General features: G+C 63.7%; 18 protein-coding genes. 11 read left to right on the forward strand and 7 right to left on the reverse strand.

Annotated elements, in window-relative coordinates:
• Positions 1-115: 115 nt before the first annotated feature.
• Together BG457_RS13185 and greA are read right to left on the reverse strand one after the other, a co-directional pair.
• The gene (locus BG457_RS13185) at positions 116-1,021 is read right to left on the reverse strand and encodes a hypothetical protein (protein WP_139257738.1); all 906 of its coding nucleotides are present in this window, start codon (positions 1,019-1,021) and stop codon (positions 116-118) included.
• 52 nt (positions 1,022-1,073) lie between these two features.
• Positions 1,074-1,544, reverse strand: coding sequence for a transcription elongation factor GreA (gene greA, locus BG457_RS13190; RefSeq protein ID WP_071797631.1), 471 nt, complete (start codon positions 1,542-1,544; stop codon positions 1,074-1,076).
• A gap of 249 nt (positions 1,545-1,793) precedes the next feature.
• Between greA and BG457_RS13195 the strand changes: the two genes are divergently transcribed.
• The 3 genes from BG457_RS13195 to BG457_RS13205 all read left to right on the forward strand — a co-directional run bounded on the left by BG457_RS13195 (position 1,794) and on the right by BG457_RS13205 (position 6,081).
• Positions 1,794-3,440, forward strand: coding sequence for an electron transfer flavoprotein-ubiquinone oxidoreductase (locus BG457_RS13195; RefSeq protein WP_071797632.1), 1,647 nt, complete (start codon positions 1,794-1,796; stop codon positions 3,438-3,440).
• Between the two features lie 95 nt (positions 3,441-3,535).
• Positions 3,536-5,248 carry a tetratricopeptide repeat protein gene (locus BG457_RS13200; protein ID WP_071797633.1) on the forward strand — a complete coding sequence of 571 codons (1,713 nt, stop codon included), beginning with the start codon at positions 3,536-3,538 and terminating at the stop codon, positions 5,246-5,248.
• Positions 5,245-6,081 (forward strand): 4-(cytidine 5'-diphospho)-2-C-methyl-D-erythritol kinase, encoded by an 837-nt coding sequence (locus BG457_RS13205; RefSeq protein ID WP_071797634.1) that lies wholly within the window; start codon positions 5,245-5,247, stop codon positions 6,079-6,081. The genes BG457_RS13200 and BG457_RS13205 overlap by 4 nt, the downstream gene beginning before the upstream one ends.
• On the opposite strand, the gene BG457_RS13210 is transcribed toward BG457_RS13205, so the two are convergent.
• Positions 6,075-7,076: a polyprenyl synthetase family protein gene (locus BG457_RS13210; RefSeq protein WP_071797753.1), complete on the reverse strand. Its 1,002-nt coding sequence runs from the start codon at positions 7,074-7,076 to the stop codon at positions 6,075-6,077. The two genes, BG457_RS13205 and BG457_RS13210, sit on opposite strands and share 7 nt — an antisense overlap.
• A gap of 56 nt (positions 7,077-7,132) precedes the next feature.
• Here BG457_RS13210 and BG457_RS13215 point away from each other — a divergent pair, with 56 nt between their 5' ends.
• From BG457_RS13215 to htpX, 6 genes are all read left to right on the forward strand, one after another.
• The gene (locus tag BG457_RS13215; RefSeq protein WP_071797635.1) at positions 7,133-7,348 is read left to right on the forward strand and encodes a putative signal transducing protein; all 216 of its coding nucleotides are present in this window, start codon (positions 7,133-7,135) and stop codon (positions 7,346-7,348) included.
• Positions 7,341-8,102, forward strand: coding sequence for a tRNA1(Val) (adenine(37)-N6)-methyltransferase (locus BG457_RS13220; RefSeq protein ID WP_139257740.1), 762 nt, complete (start codon positions 7,341-7,343; stop codon positions 8,100-8,102). The genes BG457_RS13215 and BG457_RS13220 overlap by 8 nt, the downstream gene beginning before the upstream one ends.
• A 40-nt stretch (positions 8,103-8,142) precedes the next feature.
• Positions 8,143-8,787: an endonuclease III gene (nth, locus tag BG457_RS13225; RefSeq protein WP_071797637.1), complete on the forward strand. Its 645-nt coding sequence runs from the start codon at positions 8,143-8,145 to the stop codon at positions 8,785-8,787.
• Positions 8,784-9,776, forward strand: a complete 993-nt coding sequence (locus BG457_RS13230) for an adenosine kinase (protein ID WP_071797638.1) — start codon at positions 8,784-8,786, stop codon at positions 9,774-9,776. The genes nth and BG457_RS13230 overlap by 4 nt, the downstream gene beginning before the upstream one ends.
• A gap of 60 nt (positions 9,777-9,836) precedes the next feature.
• Positions 9,837-10,400, forward strand: a complete 564-nt coding sequence (locus BG457_RS13235; RefSeq protein WP_071797754.1) for a hypothetical protein — start codon at positions 9,837-9,839, stop codon at positions 10,398-10,400.
• A gap of 73 nt (positions 10,401-10,473) precedes the next feature.
• The gene (gene htpX, locus BG457_RS13240; RefSeq protein WP_071797755.1) at positions 10,474-11,361 is read left to right on the forward strand and encodes a zinc metalloprotease HtpX; all 888 of its coding nucleotides are present in this window, start codon (positions 10,474-10,476) and stop codon (positions 11,359-11,361) included.
• A 57-nt stretch (positions 11,362-11,418) separates the two neighbouring features.
• Here the strand turns inward: htpX and BG457_RS13245 are convergent, their stop codons facing one another.
• The 3 genes from BG457_RS13245 to BG457_RS13255 all read right to left on the reverse strand — a co-directional run bounded on the left by BG457_RS13245 (position 11,419) and on the right by BG457_RS13255 (position 15,074).
• Positions 11,419-12,156: a metallophosphoesterase family protein gene (locus BG457_RS13245; protein WP_071797639.1), complete on the reverse strand. Its 738-nt coding sequence runs from the start codon at positions 12,154-12,156 to the stop codon at positions 11,419-11,421.
• A gap of 60 nt (positions 12,157-12,216) precedes the next feature.
• Positions 12,217-13,812 (reverse strand): phosphoglycerate dehydrogenase, encoded by a 1,596-nt coding sequence (gene serA / locus BG457_RS13250; protein WP_071797640.1) that lies wholly within the window; start codon positions 13,810-13,812, stop codon positions 12,217-12,219.
• A gap of 104 nt (positions 13,813-13,916) precedes the next feature.
• On the reverse strand, positions 13,917-15,074 hold the full coding sequence (locus BG457_RS13255) for a phosphoserine transaminase (protein WP_071797641.1): 1,158 nt from the start codon (positions 15,072-15,074) through the stop codon (positions 13,917-13,919).
• A 171-nt stretch (positions 15,075-15,245) separates the two neighbouring features.
• Here BG457_RS13255 and serB point away from each other — a divergent pair, with 171 nt between their 5' ends.
• Together serB and BG457_RS13265 are read left to right on the forward strand one after the other, a co-directional pair.
• On the forward strand, positions 15,246-16,133 hold the full coding sequence (serB, locus tag BG457_RS13260) for a phosphoserine phosphatase SerB (protein WP_071797642.1): 888 nt from the start codon (positions 15,246-15,248) through the stop codon (positions 16,131-16,133).
• Between the two features lie 73 nt (positions 16,134-16,206).
• Positions 16,207-17,370: a M20 aminoacylase family protein gene (locus BG457_RS13265; protein WP_071797756.1), complete on the forward strand. Its 1,164-nt coding sequence runs from the start codon at positions 16,207-16,209 to the stop codon at positions 17,368-17,370.
• Between the two features lie 61 nt (positions 17,371-17,431).
• Here BG457_RS13265 and BG457_RS13270 read toward each other — a convergent pair whose 3' ends face one another.
• Positions 17,432-17,704, reverse strand: a complete 273-nt coding sequence (locus tag BG457_RS13270) for a glycine zipper 2TM domain-containing protein (RefSeq protein WP_071797643.1) — start codon at positions 17,702-17,704, stop codon at positions 17,432-17,434.
• Positions 17,705-17,802 lie beyond the last annotated feature (98 nt).

A 17,802-nucleotide genomic window follows, 5' to 3' on the forward strand; every position in this document is an offset into this window, starting at 1 on the left:
CGGCCCTGTCGCCATCCTATCTCTGGGCGATCAAGCGCCCCGAGAGGTTTTGTTGCAAGATGAAGCCGGGGCCGATCAGATGCAATGGGATCCGCGCCGCGCCGCAATGGCGGGCTCAGCGCGAGAAAACGCCCGAAACCCGGCCCAGCAGCATGAAGGCGCGGGCGGTGCGCGTATCCGAGAAAGCCGTGATCTGGCTGTCATCGGCCTGTGCTTCCATCTGGGCAAACACCCGGTCGAATTCGCGCAGGAAGAGATGCACGGCGGCGCGAAACTCGGGGTCCGAGCGCATCCGCCCCGAGGTAATGGCCAGACACGACCGGTCCCGGATCCCGCCCAGGGGCGCGATCAGCGCGCCGCGCGTGCCATGGGCGAAGGCACGCCAGAATTCGGGCCGCGCGCGGTCGGGGCGCAGGTCATCCATATAGATGCCTTCCTGCGCCAGCCGCGTCAGCACATCCTGCGCCGCCCGGATCAGTGGCGAGAGGCGTGGATCGGCCAGCGCCACCCGCATCGCGGCAAAACCCGCCGCGTCATGTTCATTCTCGGGAAAGTTCAGCGCGCGGATCAGCTCATCCGTTGCGGGCAGGGCACCAAGGGCGCGGTTCTCGCCCTCGGAAAACATGGCCGACTGTTCGGGCAGCACGGGCGCCGGGGCCGTCGCCTCGGGCCGCCTCCGCTGCGAGAAGAACATCGCAAGTTCAGTTTCCGCCTCGGCCTGCGCGGCCTTGAGATCGCTCAGCGCGCCCGCCGCCTCAACGGGGGCCGTGGCGGTGCCGGTCTCGCGCTGCAGAAGCGACTGGCGCAGCTCGTCGATACTGCCCTGCAGATGGCGCGTCTCATGGCTGAGTGACCAAGTGGCCGCCGCCACCAGCAGCCCCAGCGTGATCACCACCGCCGGCATGAAACAGGCCAGCGTCAGGGCTGCCAGCGTCAGCGGATCCATCGTCTCGAAATCTGCCAGCGCCGCGAAACCAAGCCCGGCGGCAATCCACAGCAGCAGCCCCAAGACCCGCGCCACGCGCGGATCCATGCCCCGCGCGGCGCGGCCAGCGGGGGCACCGCCCCCCGCGTCAGATATAGCGGATCGAGAGGATCTCATAGCTGCGCGCCCCGCCCGGTGTCTGCACTTCGACACTGTCGCCCTCGTCTTTGCCGATCAGGGCGCGGGCAAGGGGGGATTTCAGGTTCAGAAGGCCCTTTTCCAGATCGGCCTCGGGTTCGCCCACAATCTGGAATTTGCGCTCTTCCTCGGTATCCTCGTCAACCAACGTGACGGTCGCGCCGAATTTCACTGCGCCCGAAAGCTTCGCCGGGTCAATCACTTCTGCGCGCGACAGGATGGATTCAAGCTCCTTGATCCGCCCCTCGATGAAGCTCTGCTTCTCGCGGGCGGCGTGATATTCGGCATTCTCCGACAGGTCGCCATGTTCCCGCGCTTCGGCAATGGCGCGGATGATGGCCGGACGCTCCTCGGATTTGAGCTTTTTCAGTTCGGTATCCAGCATGTGCTGACCGGCGCGGGTCAGGGGCAGTTTTTCCATGTCTCGTCCCTACAGAAGTAAAAAGACCGCCCTCGGCGGGACCGGGGCTGTCTTTTGCGTTCACACCATCTGAGCGCACACGGATGCGGATTGCAAGGGGAATGACGCATCAGCCAAGATTGCGGCGCAAGGTCGCGATCTGATGCTGCGACGCCGCGTCTGGATTGACCTTGCGCCTTTGGCTGGGATAGGGCTGATGCGCAAGAAAATATCCAACACGCCCTGCCACGCGCAAGAACAGGAGCAGAGATGTCCGAGATTGTCCGCGAAGCGATGGAATATGACGTTGTGATCGTGGGGGCGGGGCCTGCGGGCCTGTCCGCCGCGATCCGTCTCAAGCAACTGGACAGCGACCTGTCCGTCGTGGTGCTGGAGAAAGGCTCCGAAGTCGGCGCGCATATCCTGTCGGGCGCGGTGCTCGATCCGTCGGGCCTTGATGCGCTGATCCCGGACTGGAAGGAACGCGGCGCACCGATCAAGGTCGGCGTCAAGCATGACAATTTCTACATGCTGGGCGAGGCGGGCAAATTGCGCGTCCCGAACCTGCCGATGCCGCCCTTGATGAACAATCACGGCAATTACATCGTCTCGATGGCGAATGTCTGCCGCTGGATGGCCGAACAGGCCGAGGAACTGGGTGTCGAGATCTTCCCCGGCATGGCGGCCTCTGAACTCGTCTATGACGGCGCGCGGGTGAAAGGCGTGGTTGCGGGCGAGTTCGGCAAGAACCCCGATGGCACGCCGGGCGATGGCTACGAGCCGGGGATGGAACTGCACGGCAAATATGTGTTCCTGTCGGAGGGCGTGCGCGGATCGCTGTCCAAGGAAGTGATCGCGAAATACGAATTGTCCAAGGGCAAGGAGCCGCAGAAATTCGGCCTCGGCATGAAGGAAATCTGGGAGATTGACCCGGAGAAGCACCGCGAAGGCACTGTCACCCATACGATGGGCTGGCCCCTTGGCAAGAATGCGGGCGGCGGCAGCTTCATCTATCATTTCGAGAACAATCAGGTGCTGGTCGGTTTCGTGGTGCATCTGAATTACCAGAACCCCTATCTTTCGCCCTATCAGGAATTCCAGCGTTTCAAGCATCACCCGATGGTCGCGGAACTGCTGAAAGGCGGCAAGCGCGTGGCTTACGGTGCGCGCGCGATCAGCGAGGGCGGCTTTCAGTCGATCCCGAAACTCACCTTCCCCGGCGGCGCGCTTCTGGGCTGTTCGGCAGGGCTGGTGAATGTGCCGCGCATCAAGGGCAATCACAATGCCATGCTCTCGGGCAAGGCCGCCGCAGAAGCCGCGCATGAGGCGATCAAGGCAGGGCGCGAAGGCGATGAACTGACCGCCTATGAAAAGGTCGTGCGCGAAGGCGCGATCGGCAAAGACCTGAAAAAAGTCCGCAATGTCAAACCCATGTGGTCGAAATGGGGGCTGATGCCCTCGCTCGCGCTGGGCGGGTTCGATATGTGGACCAACACGCTGGGCTTTTCGCTTTTCGGCACCATGTCGCATGGCAAGACCGATGCCGCCGCGACCGGCGAGGCGAAAGATCACCAACCCATCGATTACCCCAAACCCGATGGCGTTCTGTCCTTCGACCGGTTGACCAATGTGGCCTATTCCTTCACCAACCATGAAGAAAGCCAGCCCGCACACCTGACGCTGAAAGACCCCTCCATCCCGATCAGCGTGAACCTGCCGAAATATGCCGAACCCGCGCAGCGCTACTGCCCGGCAGGCGTCTATGAGGTGGTCAGTGAAGAGGGCAAGGATCCGCGCTTCGTGATCAATTTCCAGAATTGCGTGCATTGCAAGACCTGCGACATCAAGGATCCCAGCCAGAATATCAACTGGGTCACGCCGCAGGGCGGGGATGGGCCGAATTATCCGAATATGTGAGCGCGACACGGGGGAAATTGATCGGCTTGCGATTGCCTCGGCGGCGGGTGCGCCCTAGTCTTGCATCAACCCCAAGCCGATGGAGCCTTTTCGCCGTGTCTTTTTCCTTCCGTGCCGTCGCGCCTGTTCTGGCTCTTGCTCTGCTCGGCGTCGTTCCGGCACCCAGGGTCGCGGCGCAGCCCGATATTCTTGAGCCGGGAACGCTTGCCGGTGCCTATCTGACCGGGGCGGTTGCCTTCAGCGACGACAATTTCGCCCAGCTTGCGCAGAGTTATGATCTCGCGTTGGCCTCGGATCCCGACAATGCGATGTTCCGCGAACTTGCATTGCAGGGGCATCTGGCCAGCGGCAATTTTGCGCGCGCCGTTGAACTCGCTACCGAGGCCGAGGAAGCGGGTGATCTCTCCTCGACCGGTGCGGCCGTGCTGCAGGCTGCCGAGTTCCTGCGCGGTGATTATGAGGCGGTGATCAGCGCGGCCGAAGCCGGGCGTCAGGCCGGGCCGCTGAACGATTCCGTCGGCGTCGCCTGGGCCGAACTCGGGCTTGGCAGCATGTCGGACGCGCTCGCGGCCTTCGATGCCACGATTGAACAGCACCCGCAGATCGCCGCCTTCGCGCTCTATCACAAGGCGCTTGCCCTGGCACTGGTCGGCGATATGGAAGGGGCGAATGCGCTTTTTGCCGACGAGGAAGCCATGGTCGCGGTCATGCCGCGCCGGGGCATCGTCGCCCGTCTGTCGGTGCTCTCGCAGCTTGGCCAGTTTGACGAGGCGCGCGCGCTGGCTGAAGATGCCTTCGGCTCTTCCCCGCCGGACGAGGTGGCGGGGCTTGTCGCCGATCTCGCCGCCGAAACACCGGTTCCGTTCACCACAATCGCTTCGGCCCGCGACGGGATGGCCGAAGTCTATTTCACGCTTGCCCTTGCGCTTGTGGGCGGGCGGGACGCCTGGGCGCCGCTGATCCATGCGCGTCTTGCGCTGGCGCTGCGTCCTGATCTGGCCGATGCGATCCTTCTGGCTGGCAATCTGCTGGAACGCGCCGGGCAATATGCGCTGGCCGATCAGATCTACGCCACCATGCCCGCAGACAGCCCCGAATACCTCTCTGCCGAGCTTGGCCGCGCGAATGCGCTCTTTCAGTCGGGACAGGAAGAGGCGGCGGTTGACAGCCTCTTTGCCCTGTCCACCGCGCGCGCCGACTCGGTACAGGTCTTTTCCGCGCTGGGCGACATGCTGCGGCGCAAGGAACGCTTTGACGAAGCGGCAGAAGCCTATGCCAGCGCCATCGACCTGATCGACGAGATCGAAGAGCGCCATTGGGTGCTGCTTTATACCCAAGCCATCGCGCTGGAACGCATGGGCGAATGGGAGCGCGCGGAACCGGTGTTCCGGCGGGTGCTGGAATTCGTGCCTGACGAGCCGCAAGTGCTGAACTACCTTGGCTATTCGCTGATCGAACAGCGCCGTAATCTCGACGAGGCGCTCGACATGATCGAACGTGCGGTCGAGGGCGAGCCCGACAGCGGCTATATCACCGACTCGCTGGGCTGGGCCTATTACCGTCTGGGCCGCTATGACGAAGCCGTGCCGGTGATGGAACGCGCGGTCGAATTGCTGCCGCGTGATCCGGTGCTGAATGACCATCTGGGCGATGTCTATTACGCCGTCGGGCGCACGCGCGAGGCGCGCTTTCAGTGGCGCCGCGCGCTCTCTTTCGGGCCGCACCCGGATCTGGACATGGATATGGTGCGCCGCAAGCTGGAAATCGGCAAGGATGCTGCATTGAAAGAGGCCGAATCCTCGCAATGAGCGCCGTGGAAGCAGCGCCGGCCAAGATCAACCTGTGCCTGCATGTCACCGGGCAACGCGAGGATGGCTATCATCTGCTCGATTCTCTGGTGGCTTTCGCCGAGGTCGGGGACAAGCTGAGCGCCCGTCCATGGCAGGGGCTGTCGCTCTCGATCACCGGACCAGAGGGCGCGGGGCTGAGCGCCGGGGCCGATAATCTGGTGCTGCGCGCCGCGCGGCTGATGGGCGCGCGCGATCTGGCCCTGACGCTGGACAAGCGCCTGCCGCTGGCCTCTGGAATCGGTGGCGGGTCCAGCGATGCGGCGGCCTGCCTGCGCCTCTTGGCGCAACAGATGAACACGCCCTTGCCCTCGCGCAAGCTGGTTCTGGGGCTGGGGGCGGATGTGCCGGTCTGTCTGGAGCCGCGCAGTTGCCGGATGCGCGGGATTGGCGAGGCAATCACCTGCCTGCCGCCCTTGCCGCCGCTCTGGCTGGTGCTGGTCAATCCGCGCGTGGAAGTGCCGACGCCGCAGGTGTTCCGCGCGCTTGCCCGGCGCGATAACCCGCCACTGCCTGACGAATTGCCGATCTGGCCGGACGCGGAAGCCTTTTGCGACTGGCTGGCGGGCCAGCGCAATGATCTGGAAGCCCCGGCCATCTCTTTGGCCCCGGTGATCGGGCAGGTGCTTGATGTGCTGGGCGCGGCAGAGGGCTGCGCGCTGGCGCGCATGTCCGGCTCTGGCGCGACCTGCTTTGGCATATTCACCCGCCGCGACGCCGCTGAACGCGCGGCAGCGACGATCAGTGCCGCCCGTCCGAACTGGTGGTGCGTTCCGACCGGCCTTGTTCAGTAAAGCCGGGCCACGACGTAATCGGCGATATCGGCCAGCATCGCGCGCAAGGGCTGATCGGGCAGAACCTCCAGCGCGGATTTGGCCCGCGCCGCCCAGCCCAGCGCCTCGACCCTTGTGCTTTCCAGCGTGCCGTGACGCGCCATAAGCTCCAGCGCCGTTTCGAAATCGCCGTCGCGCTGATCGCCGCGTGTGATCACCCGATCCCAGAAGGCGCGCTCTTCGCCATCTGCGGCGGCAATGGCGCGGATCACCGGCAGCGTCAGCTTCCCCTCGCGGAAATCATCGCCGATATTCTTGCCGATCTTGTCACCGGCCGCCCCGTAATCCAGCCAGTCATCAACGATCTGGAAACTGATCCCCAGCGCGTTGCCATAGTCGAACAGTGCCCTGACCTGCGCCTCGGGGGCTTGTGCCAGCACGGCCCCGGCCTCGGTCGCGGCCGAGAAAAGCGCCGCTGTCTTGCCGCCGATCACCCGCAGATACTGCGCTTCCGTGGTCGCGATATTCTGCGCCGTGGTCAGTTGCAGCACCTCGCCTTCGGCAATCGTCGCCGAGGCGTTGGACAGGATGTCCAGCACCCGCAGCGATCCACATTCGACCATCAGCTGGAATGCCCGCGCGAACAAGTAATCCCCCACCAGCACCGAGGATTTGTTGTCCCACAACAGATTGGCCGTTGCCCGCCCGCGCCGCTGCTTGCTTTCATCCACCACATCGTCATGCAACAGCGTCGCGGTGTGAATGAACTCGATGGCGGTGGCCAGATGGTGATGCTTGTCGCCACGATACTGGCACAGTTGCGCCGCCGCCAGCACCAGCATCGGCCGGATCCGCTTGCCGCCCGCCTCGATCAGATGGGCCGTGACTTCCGGAATGCGCGGCGCGTGTTCCGAGGCCATGCGCTCGCGGATCAGGGCATTGACCTGATCCAGATCGGCTGCGAGATAGGCCGCAAGCTGGTCATGCGGGGCCTGCGCGGCCGGCGAAGGGGACATCTTGTTCATTGCATCCTGTCTCGACAAACCGAAGCTGGGGGAAATACACTCGCCACATGAAAGAACTCTTGCGCACGACTGACCCGACGATCATCCCGTATGCGACGGCGCTCCTCCAAGGTGAAGGTATAGAGGTGTTTGATATTGACGTCCATATGCACACGCTGGAATCGACCCTGGGCATGATGCCGCGGCGGCTGATGGTGCGGCGCGAAGATCACTTCATGGCCGTCTCGATCCTGCGCGACAATGGCATTCCCTTGCATGACTGACGATCTGACGCAGGATGCGTTCCTGAATGGCCGCGTCATGGTCTGGCAGCCGCGCATCGGCTACCGCGCCGCGACAGATCCTGTATTTCTGGCCGCATCCGTGCCCGCAAAGCCCGGCGAGAGCGTGCTGGAACTCGGCTGCGGGGTGGGCGTCGCGAGCCTCTGCCTGCACGCCCGCGTCACCGGGCTGTCGCTGACCGGGGTCGAGTTGCAGCCCGATTACGCCGCCCTTGCGCGACGGAATGCCGCGCAGAACGGGGCTGCAATGCAGATGATCGAGGCCGATCTGACGGCGCTGCCAGAGGCGCTGCGCGCGCAGAGCTTCGATCATGTGATCGCGAACCCGCCCTATTACGCCTCTCACGGCCCCCGCGCGCAGGACAAGGGCCGTGACCGCGCCCTGCGCGAAGACACGCCGCTGGCGCTGTGGATCGACACGGCCCTGCGCCGCTGCCGGGACGGGGGCTATGTCAGCTTCATCCACCTGACCGAACGCCTGCCGGATCTGCTGGCGGGTTTCCTGCCGCGCGCCTCCTGCACCGTGCTGCCGCTGGCCGCGCGCGCGCAACGCCCCGCGCGGCGCGTGATCGTGCAGGCGCGCAAAGGCGGGCGCGCGCCCTTCACGCTGCTGCCGCCGCTCGTGATCCATCAGGGCGACAGCCATCCCGGAGATGGCGAATATTTCACCGATACAGTGCGCGCGCTGATGCGCGACACTGGCGCGCTCGATCTTGGTGCAATGGCACGCGCGTGAACTCTTGCCCCCACAGGCACAGCAAGGCATAGACGCTGCGATGGCAAAACAGCTCGATTACCCAGTGATCCGCGAGATCTTCGCCCGCTTCCACGCGGCAGACCCTGAACCCAAGGGCGAGCTGGAGCATGTCAACGCCTATACGCTCGTCGTGGCGGTGGCGCTCTCGGCGCAGGCCACGGATGTCGGCGTGAACAAGGCCACGCGCGGATTATTCGCTGTCGCTGACACACCCGAGAAAATGCTCGCGCTGGGCGAAGAAGGCGTGATCCAGCATATCAAGACCATCGGGCTCTTTCGCAACAAGGCGAAGAACGTCATCAAGCTGAGCCGGATCCTCGTCGATCATTATGGCGGCGAAGTGCCCTCTTCGCGCGCCGCGCTGCAATCGCTGCCCGGTGTCGGGCGCAAAACTGCCAATGTGGTGCTGAACATGTGGTGGCGCATGCCCGCGCAGGCGGTCGACACCCATATCTTCCGCGTCGGCAACCGCACCGGCATTTGCCCCGGACGCGATGTCGATGCGGTCGAACGCGCCATCGAGGATAATATCCCCGCTGAATACCAGCTCCACGCCCATCACTGGCTGATCCTGCATGGCCGCTACATTTGCAAGGCGCGCAAGCCCCTGTGCAGCGCCTGCCTGATCCGCGATCTCTGCCCTTTTGAGGAAAAGACCCTATGAAGCCCTATCAACTCGCCGGGATCGGCAATGCGATTGTCGATGTGATCGCGACGGTCGATGACCTGTTTCTGGATCACATGGGCATCCGCAAGGGGATCATGCAACTGATCGAACGCGAACGCGCCGAACTGCTCTATGGGGCGATGAAAGAGCGTGCTGAAGCCTCGGGCGGCTCGGTCGCCAATACGCTGGCTGGCGCGGGCGCGCTGGGGCTGACAGCGGCCTTTGTCGGGCGCGTGAATGACGATGCGCTGGGCCGGTTCTACGCGGCAGATACCCAGGCCGCAGGCACCGATTTCGTCAATCCCCCCGTCGCGGTCGGCGAAGCCCCCACCTCTCGCAGCATGATCTTCGTCACCCCCGATGGCGAGCGCTCGATGAACACCTACTTGGGCATCTCCGCCGAACTCGGCCCCGAGGATGTGGATGACGCCGTGATGGCCGCATCCGAGATCGTGTATCTTGAGGGCTATCTCTTCGACAAGGACAAGGGCAAGCAAGCCTTCCTCAAAGCCGCGCGCGCCTGCCGGGGCGCGGGTGGCAAGGCCGGGATTGCGCTCTCGGATCCCTTCTGCGTTGACCGCCACCGCTCGGACTTCCGCGAACTGGTCGCGCGCGACATGGATTATGTCATCGGCAATGAGCAGGAATGGGTCTCGCTCTATCAGACCAATGATCTGGACGACGCGCTGGCGCAGGCGGTGCGCGACTGCGATCTGGTGATCTGCACCCGTTCGGGCGATCCGGTCTGGATTTTCGAGCAAGGCGCGCGGGTGGAAATCCCGATCACCCGCACTGTGCCCGTCGATGCCACCGGTGCGGGTGATCAATTCGCGGCGGGCCTTCTCTACGGGCTGGCCACGGGGCGCGACATGGCGACCGCAGGGCGCATGGGGGCACTGGCGGCGGCAGAGGTGATCAGCCATATCGGCGCGCGCCCGCAGAGCGACCTGCGCGAGGTGTTTAGCCACAAGGGGCTGCTCGCCTGACGCATGCCTTGCCCGGGACTACCGCATAAGGCACAGTGCAGATGAGCAATGGAGGATTTCATGAAGACCTTTCTGTCAACTGTCCTGATCGCCGGACTGATTTCCGGGCCGGTTTTGTCCGACCCGTTCATCGACGCGCTCGAAACCGCGATTGAGGCTTACCGCGACGGCGATCTGCAATATGCCGAGGATGAACTGGTCGAGGCGCAGCGCCTTCTGGCCGATATGAAAGCGCAGGGCCTCGCGGCGTTCCTGCCGGATGCGCCCGAGGGCTGGACGCGCGAGATCGACACCGAAGCGGGCCAGATGCTGGGCTTCATGGGCGGCGGGACAATCGCGAAAGCCAATTACACTGGCCCCGATGGCCAGTTTGAACTCAGCCTCATGGCTGATAACCCCTTCGTGGCGCAATTTGGCATGATGCTGGGCAATTCCGCGATGATCGCGCAGATGGGCGGACAGGTCGAGCGCATCAACCGCGTGCGCTTCCTGCGCGAGGAGAACAGCCTGAAAGCCATGATCGGCAACCGTGTCCTGCTGAGTGCCGAAGGGGCTGCGCCAGAAGTGATGATCCCGCTTCTCGAACAGATGGATTTCCGTGCAATCGAGAATTTCGGCAGCTGAACCGCGCCCGGAAATCTTGCATCAGCTGTTCTCCTGACCCATATCCTGCACAGGTTCAGAGGGTTTCGCGATGATGGGATATACCAAGACCGCCATGCTGATGGCTGCGATGACCGCGCTTTTCATGGGCGTGGGCTATCTGCTTGGCGGCGGGGCTGGGTTGCTGATCGCCCTTGCCGTGGCGGCAGGCATGAATGCCTATGCCTATTGGAATTCCGACAAGGCGGTTCTGCGGATGCATAATGCGCAGGAATGCAACAGCCAGGTCCATCCCGACCTGCAGCGCATGGTGCATCAACTGGCCGATGACGCCGACATGCCGCGCCCGAAGGTCTATGTGATCCATGAGGACCAGCCCAACGCCTTCGCCACCGGCCGCAACCCGGAGAATGCCGCCGTGGCCGCGACAACGGGGCTGCTTGCGCGCATGTCACGCGAGGAGGTGGCCGCCGTCATGGCGCATGAATTGGCGCATATCAGAAATTACGATACTCTGATCATGACCATCACCGCGACTTTCGCGGGCGCCATCTCGATGCTGGCGAATTTCGCCTTCATCTTCCGGGGCGGGCGCAATCAGGGCGCAGGGGGGGTGATTGCCGTGCTTGCCGTGATGATCCTCGCGCCCTTGGCCGCCGCGATCGTGCAGATGGCCATTTCGCGTTCGCGCGAATATGAAGCCGACCGCGTGGGCGCCGCCATCTGCGGCAACCCGCTCTGGCTCGCCTCGGCACTGGAGAAAATTCAGGGCTTCGCCTCGCGTATCGATTTCGACCGGGCAGAGCAGAACCCGCAGACGGCGCATATGTTCATCATCAACCCGCTGCATGTCCATAAGCGCGACAAGCTGTTCTCGACCCACCCGAATACAGAGAACCGCATCGCAGCCCTGGTGCAACTGGCGCAAGAGAGCGGGGTTCGCTCGGCGGCGCCCGCCGGGCGACAAAACCCCTGGGGCTGAGGCGCCGGGCTATCGTCAAGCGGTAAGGTGCGTGGTCACCACGCACCTTACGATAGGTCACACCGGATCGAGATCGCGGCGCCCGTCCTCGCTCAAACGCCAGATCCGCCGCCCCTCGATCACGACAGCGGTCAGCGGCCCGCCATAGGCCGCACTGCTGTCGATATTGACCCGGTTCCGGTAATGAACCGGCTGCGATATCGCGGTATGGCCATGGATGATCAGCGGCCCGTGATCGCGCGTGTCACTCAGGAATGGTTCGCGGATCCACAGGAAATCCTGTTCAGTCTGTGCGTCCAGCGGCACGCCGGGGCGGATGCCTGCATGCACGAAAAGCACCGCGCCCTGCCGGTGCGAAAGCGGCAGTCCTTCCAGAAAGGCAATATCCTCGGGCGGCACCGCGGCAAGCGCCTCTTGCCGGGCCTCATCGAGATAGAAACTGCTACGCCGGTAGAGCCCGTAGGACATGAGCGTTTCCGCCCCGCCAATGCCCGGATGCAGATAGCTCACCTCCGGGCGCAGATTGGGATCAGCCCAGTCGGGGCTGGTCAGAAACCGCTCGAACAGCCGGTCATGATTGCCCTTGAGCACCACCCAGGGCGCCCCCCCGGCAATCCCTTCGCGCAGGAGGCGTATCACCCCGGCACTGTCGGGGCCGCGATCCACCAGATCGCCCAGATGCACGACCGGCGCATCCTGATCGCCGCTGCGCTTCCGGTCCGCCTCGATCCAGGCATGCGCCTGCTGCAGCAGAGCCAGCTGGCCGTGAATATCTCCGATCGCATAGCTGCGCATGGCGGGCTCCGTCAGGGCGTGGCGACGCGACGACAACACGCCGCGCCGCCTTTTGTGCCATCAGGCGATGTCGAAGGCCAGCGGGCGCACCTGCTTGAACATGCCGGTCGCGCGCAGCTTGTCCAGCACCGCCTCGGGCGCGGGCGCATCGAGATAGAGCAACGCAATTGCATCCGCCCCCGCCGAGCTCCGCCCCAGCGTGAAATTCGCGATATTGACGCCATTCTCGCCCATGGTCTGGCCCAATGTCCCGATGATCCCCGGCACATCGCGATTGGTGGTATAGAGCATATCCGCCCCCACTTCCGCGTCGATGGTGATGCCCTTGATCTGGATGAAGCGCGGCTTGCCATCGGAAAATACCGTTCCCGCAATCGAGCGCTCGCGCGTATCCGTGACCACGGTCAGCTTGATATAGGCGTCAAACACCCCCGATTTCGCCTGGGTCGTGGTCGAGATCTTCACGCCACGCTCTTTCGCGACAATCGGCGCCGAAATCATGTTCACATCAGGGTTCGAGGCTTTCATGATCCCGGCAATCGCCCCGCAGCTCAGCGCGTCGAGATTCATCTCGGCCACCGCACCATCATAGAGGATGTTGATGGCCTTGATCGGCTCTTCCGTCAACTGGCCCGCAAACGCGCCCAGATGCTGCGCCAGTTTCAGCCAGGGCCCCATGACGCGCGCCTCTTCCGCCGTGACCGAGGGCATGTTCAGCGCATTCTGCACCGCGCCCGAGATCAGGTAATCCGCCATCTGTTCGGCGACCTGCAACGCGACATTCTCCTGTGCCTCGGTGGTCGAGGCCCCCAGATGCGGCGTGCAGACGACATTGGGCATGCCGAAAAGCGGGCTCTCGGTGGCGGGCTCCACCGCAAACACATCCAGCCCTGCGCCCGCGACATGCCCCGATTTCAGCGCCTCGGCCAGCGCATCCTCGTCGATCAGCCCGCCCCGCGCGCAGTTGATGATGCGCACGCCCTTCTTGGTCTTGGCGATATTCTCGGCCGACAGGATATTGCGGGTCTTGTCGGTCAGCGGCACATGCAGGGTGATGAAATCGGCACGGGCGAGAAGCTCGTCCAGCTCGACCTTGGTCACGCCCAGCTTGGTCGCGCGTTCTTCCGACAGGAACGGGTCATAGGCCACGACCTTCATCCGCAGCCCCAGCGCGCGGTCGCAGACAATCCCGCCGATATTGCCAGCCCCGATCACACCCAGGGTCTTGTTGAACAACTCCACCCCCATGAAACGCGATTTCTCCCATTTGCCCGCATGGGTCGAGGCATTGGCCTCGGGGATCTGGCGCGCAACCGCCATCATCAGCGAGATGGCGTGTTCGGCGGTCGTGACCGAATTGCCGAAAGGCGTGTTCATCACGATCACGCCCTTCTTGGACGCGGCAGGGATATCGACATTATCGACACCGATCCCGGCGCGGCCCACGACTTTCAGATTGGTCGCGGCTTCCAGCACCTTGTCCGTGACTTTGGTATTCGAGCGGATGGCGAGACCGTCAAACTCACCGATGATGTCGAGCAGACGCTCCTTGTCCTTGCCGAGTTTCGGCTCGAAAGTCACATCGATGCCGCGATCACGGAAGATCTGGACGGCGGTTTCAGAGAGGGCGTCAGAGACGAGAACCTTGGGTGCCATGAGTGTGGCTCCTTCATTTGGGGGGTGGTGCGTGCCAAGCACGCACCCTACGGGGGAGGGGAGAGGAGGCGTAGGGTGCGTGCTCTGCACGCACCGCTGGTTGATCAGGCCGCGTCCGCGAGGGCGGCGCGTTCGGCGTGATAGGCCCAGTCGAGCCAGCCCATAAGTGCTGCGACATCAGATGTCTCGACCGTGGCCCCGCACCAGATACGCAGCCCCGCAGGCGCATCGCGATAGGCCCCGATATCAAAGGCCACGCCTTCCTTCTCCAGCCGCTTGGCCACAGCCTTGGCGAAAGCCGCGCCATCCGCGATTGAGGGATCGGTGAATTTCAGGCAGACAGAGGTCGTCGAGGCCGTGGCCGGATCTTCCGCCAGATTGGCGATCCAGTCATGCGCCGCGCAGAACTCGGCAATCACAGCCGCATTGGCGTTGCAGCGCGCGATCAGCGCTTCCAGCCCGCCGATGCGGCGCGCCCAGTCCAGCGCCACCAGATAATCCTCGACCGCCAGCATCGAGGGCGTGTTGATCGTCTCGCCCCTGAAAATGCCCTCGATCAACTTGCCGCCCTTGGTCAGGCGGAAAATCTTCGGCAGCGGCCATGCGGGCGTGTAGCTTTCCAGCCGCTCCACCGCGCGCGGGCTCAGGATCAGCATGCCATGTGCCGCCTCGCCGCCCATCACCTTCTGCCAGGAGAAGGTCGTCACATCCAGCTTGTCCCAGGGCAGATCCATCGCAAAGGCCGCCGAGGTGGCATCGCAGATCGTCAGCCCCGCGCGGTCCGCAGGGATCTCGTCGCCATTGGCCATCCGCACGCCCGAGGTGGTGCCGTTCCATGTGAACACCACATCGCTATCATAATCGACCGAGGCCATATCGACGATCTGCCCGTAATCCGCCGTGCGCACATCCGCATCGAGTTTCAGCTGCTTGACCACATCCGTCACCCAGCCTGCACCGAAGCTTTCCCAGGCGACCATTGTCACCTTGCGCGCGCCCAGAAGCGACCACATCGCCATTTCGACAGCGCCTGTATCCGAGGCAGGCACGATCCCGATCCGGTAATCGCTCGGCACGCCAAGGATCTCGCGCGTGCCCTCGATCGCGGCAAGCAGCTTTTCCTTGCCCACCGCCGCGCGATGCGACCGCCCAAGGGGCGCATCAGCCAGCAGATCAAGCGTGAAATCGGGGATCTTGGCGCAGGGGCCAGAAGAGAAGCGCGGATTTGCCGGGCGCTTGGCCGGTTGTGCAGGTCCAGTCATGGTATCCTTCCAGATATATGCCCTTCGTTGGGGAAGGGTGTCCCGCTACCGCCATTACGCCGCGTTCCGCACTGGCGCAAGATGGAAAATTGCACTAGAGCGCCGCTTGAGCGCGCAAAAACGACGCAGCCTGTTCACCATCGGAAACTTGCCCAGAGGATCGCCCGGAAAATGTATGTCGCCACGCTTCTGACCAATCCCGCCACGCCGAAGCTCGATGCCGCGACGGTGGAAGCGCTGCGCAATGCCTGGGGCGGCGGTGCTGCGCTTTGGCTCAATCCCGCAATCGCGGCCGAATTTTCCCTGCCCGCCCGGCCGGATAATCTCTGGCATGTCTGGGAGGACATGCAGGCGCTGGGCATCGATCTGGCCGTCCAACCTGTCGAAGGACGGCGCAAGCAGATGCTTCTGGCCGATATGGACAGCACCATGATCGGGCAGGAATGCATTGATGAACTGGCCGATGAAGCGGGCGTCGGGGAATATGTTGCGGGGATCACGGCACGCGCGATGAATGGCGAGCTGGATTTCAATTCGGCGCTGCGGGAACGCGTGGCGCTGCTCAAGGGGCTTGATGCCGATGTGATCGCCAAGGTTCTGGCCTCGCGCATCAGTTTCACACCCGGCGGGCGCGAGTTGATCGCCACGATGAAGGCGCAGGGCGGCTATGCCGCGCTTGTGTCCGGCGGGTTCACCTCCTTCACCAGCCATGTCGCGCAGGCTCTGGGCTTTGACGAGCACCGCGCCAATACGCTGCATATCGAGAATGGCCAGTTGACCGGCAGTGTCGCCGAGCCGATTCTCGGGCGCGAAGCCAAGGTCGCGGCGCTTGACGAGATTTCCGCGCGGCTCGGGATCACGCCGCAGCAGGTGATGGCCGTGGGCGATGGCGCGAATGATCTGGGCATGCTGGGCCGTGCCGGATCCGGGGTCGCGCTGCACGCCAAGCCTGCGGTCGCGGCACAATGCGATCTGCGCATCAACCATGGCGATCTGACGGCACTGCTCTATCTGCAGGGTTACAGTATCGATCAATTTGCGCGCAGTGACGCGGCCTAACGCTGGCATCGGCTGGAACCGGCGCGGCGTCTGTGCGATGCTGGCGCAAGACCCCGTTTGCGAAGGACTGCCCATGCCCGTCAAGAACCGCTTTGCCGAACTTCTGCCCGAAATCACCGCCTGGCGGCGGGATTTCCACGCCCATCCCGAACTCATGTTCGATTGCAACCGCACCGCAGGAATTGTCGCCGGGAAACTGCGCGATTTTGGCTGCGATGAAGTGGTCGAAGGGATCGGGCGCACCGGCGTCGTGGGCGTGATCAAGGGGCGCAGCACGGCATCGGGGCGTGTGGTGGGGCTGCGCGCGGATATGGACGCATTGCCCATCCACGAAGCCACGGGACTCGACTATGCCTCGAAAGAGGCGGGCAAGATGCATGCCTGCGGCCATGACGGCCACACCGCCATGCTGCTCGGGGCGGCGAAATATCTGGCCGAGACGCGCAATTTCGATGGCACGGTGGTGGTGATCTTCCAGCCCGCCGAAGAAGGCGGCGGCGGCGGCGCTGTGATGTGTCGCGACGGGCTGATGTCGCGATTCGGCATTCAGGAAGTCTACGGCATGCATAACTGGCCCGGTGTGTCCGAGGGCACATTCGCGATCCGTCCGGGGCCGTTCTTCGCCGCCACCGACCAGTTCGAAATCGCCATCGAGGGGCGCGGCGGCCATGCCGCCAAACCCCACCAATGCATCGACACCACGCTTGTGGCCGCGCATCTCGTGGTGGCACTGCAAAGCATCGTCAGCCGCAATGCCGATCCGACGCAGGAAATCGTGGTCTCGGTCACCTCCTTCGTCACAGAAAGCCAGGCTTTCAACGTGATCCCCCAGCATGTCACCCTGCGCGGCACCCTGCGTACCCTCAGCGCCGAGATGCGCGCGCTGGCCGAGACGCGCCTCAAATCCATCGCCGAACATAGTGCCGCGACCTTCGGTGCTCAGGCCCGCGTCGATTACCGCCCCGGCTATCCGGTCATGGTCAATTCCGCGGCAGAGACCGACCATGCGATCCGCGCGGCCAATGCCGTCACCGGGAGTTGCGCGACCGCGCCGCTGGTCATGGGCGGAGAGGATTTCGCCTATATGCTGAACGAACGTCCGGGGGCCTATATCCTTGTGGGCAATGGCGACACGGCGGATGTGCACCACCCGCAATATAATTTCAACGATGCGATCATCCCGGCGGGCTGCAGCTACTGGGTGGAACTGGCCGAACAGCGGCTGTCAGCTGCCTGACCCCTGCCCAAGAAAAAAGCCCCGGACCATGCCGGGGCTTTCTTCGTTGATGCGGGCGCGATCAGGGGCAGGCGGCCTCGTAATAGGTGCCATCGCCGCGCGCATAGGCGCAACGCCCGGTCTGGGTGTTCTGCGCCAGAAGCGTGCCAGCAGCCGCACCCGCAACGGTGCTGATGATGGTCCAGTTGCTGTTCGCGCCCAGCAGATTGGCAACAGCCAGACCACCGGCTGCACCGGCGACACCGCCAACGACGCTGCGCTCGGTCTGGGTCATCTGGCAACCTGCCACTGCAAGTACTGCAGCCAGCAGGCCCGCTGAAATCAGTTTTGTCATTTCTTGTCCTTTCCAGAGTGTTTGAATCACACCACTCCACCAATTTAGCAGATTCCTCGGACCTGTCATCCGCCAGTGTTCAGATGGGCGAAACTCCA

This window comes from Natronohydrobacter thiooxidans, from assembly GCF_001884735.1.
GTDB classification, from domain to species: domain Bacteria; phylum Pseudomonadota; class Alphaproteobacteria; order Rhodobacterales; family Rhodobacteraceae; genus Roseinatronobacter; species Roseinatronobacter thiooxidans_A.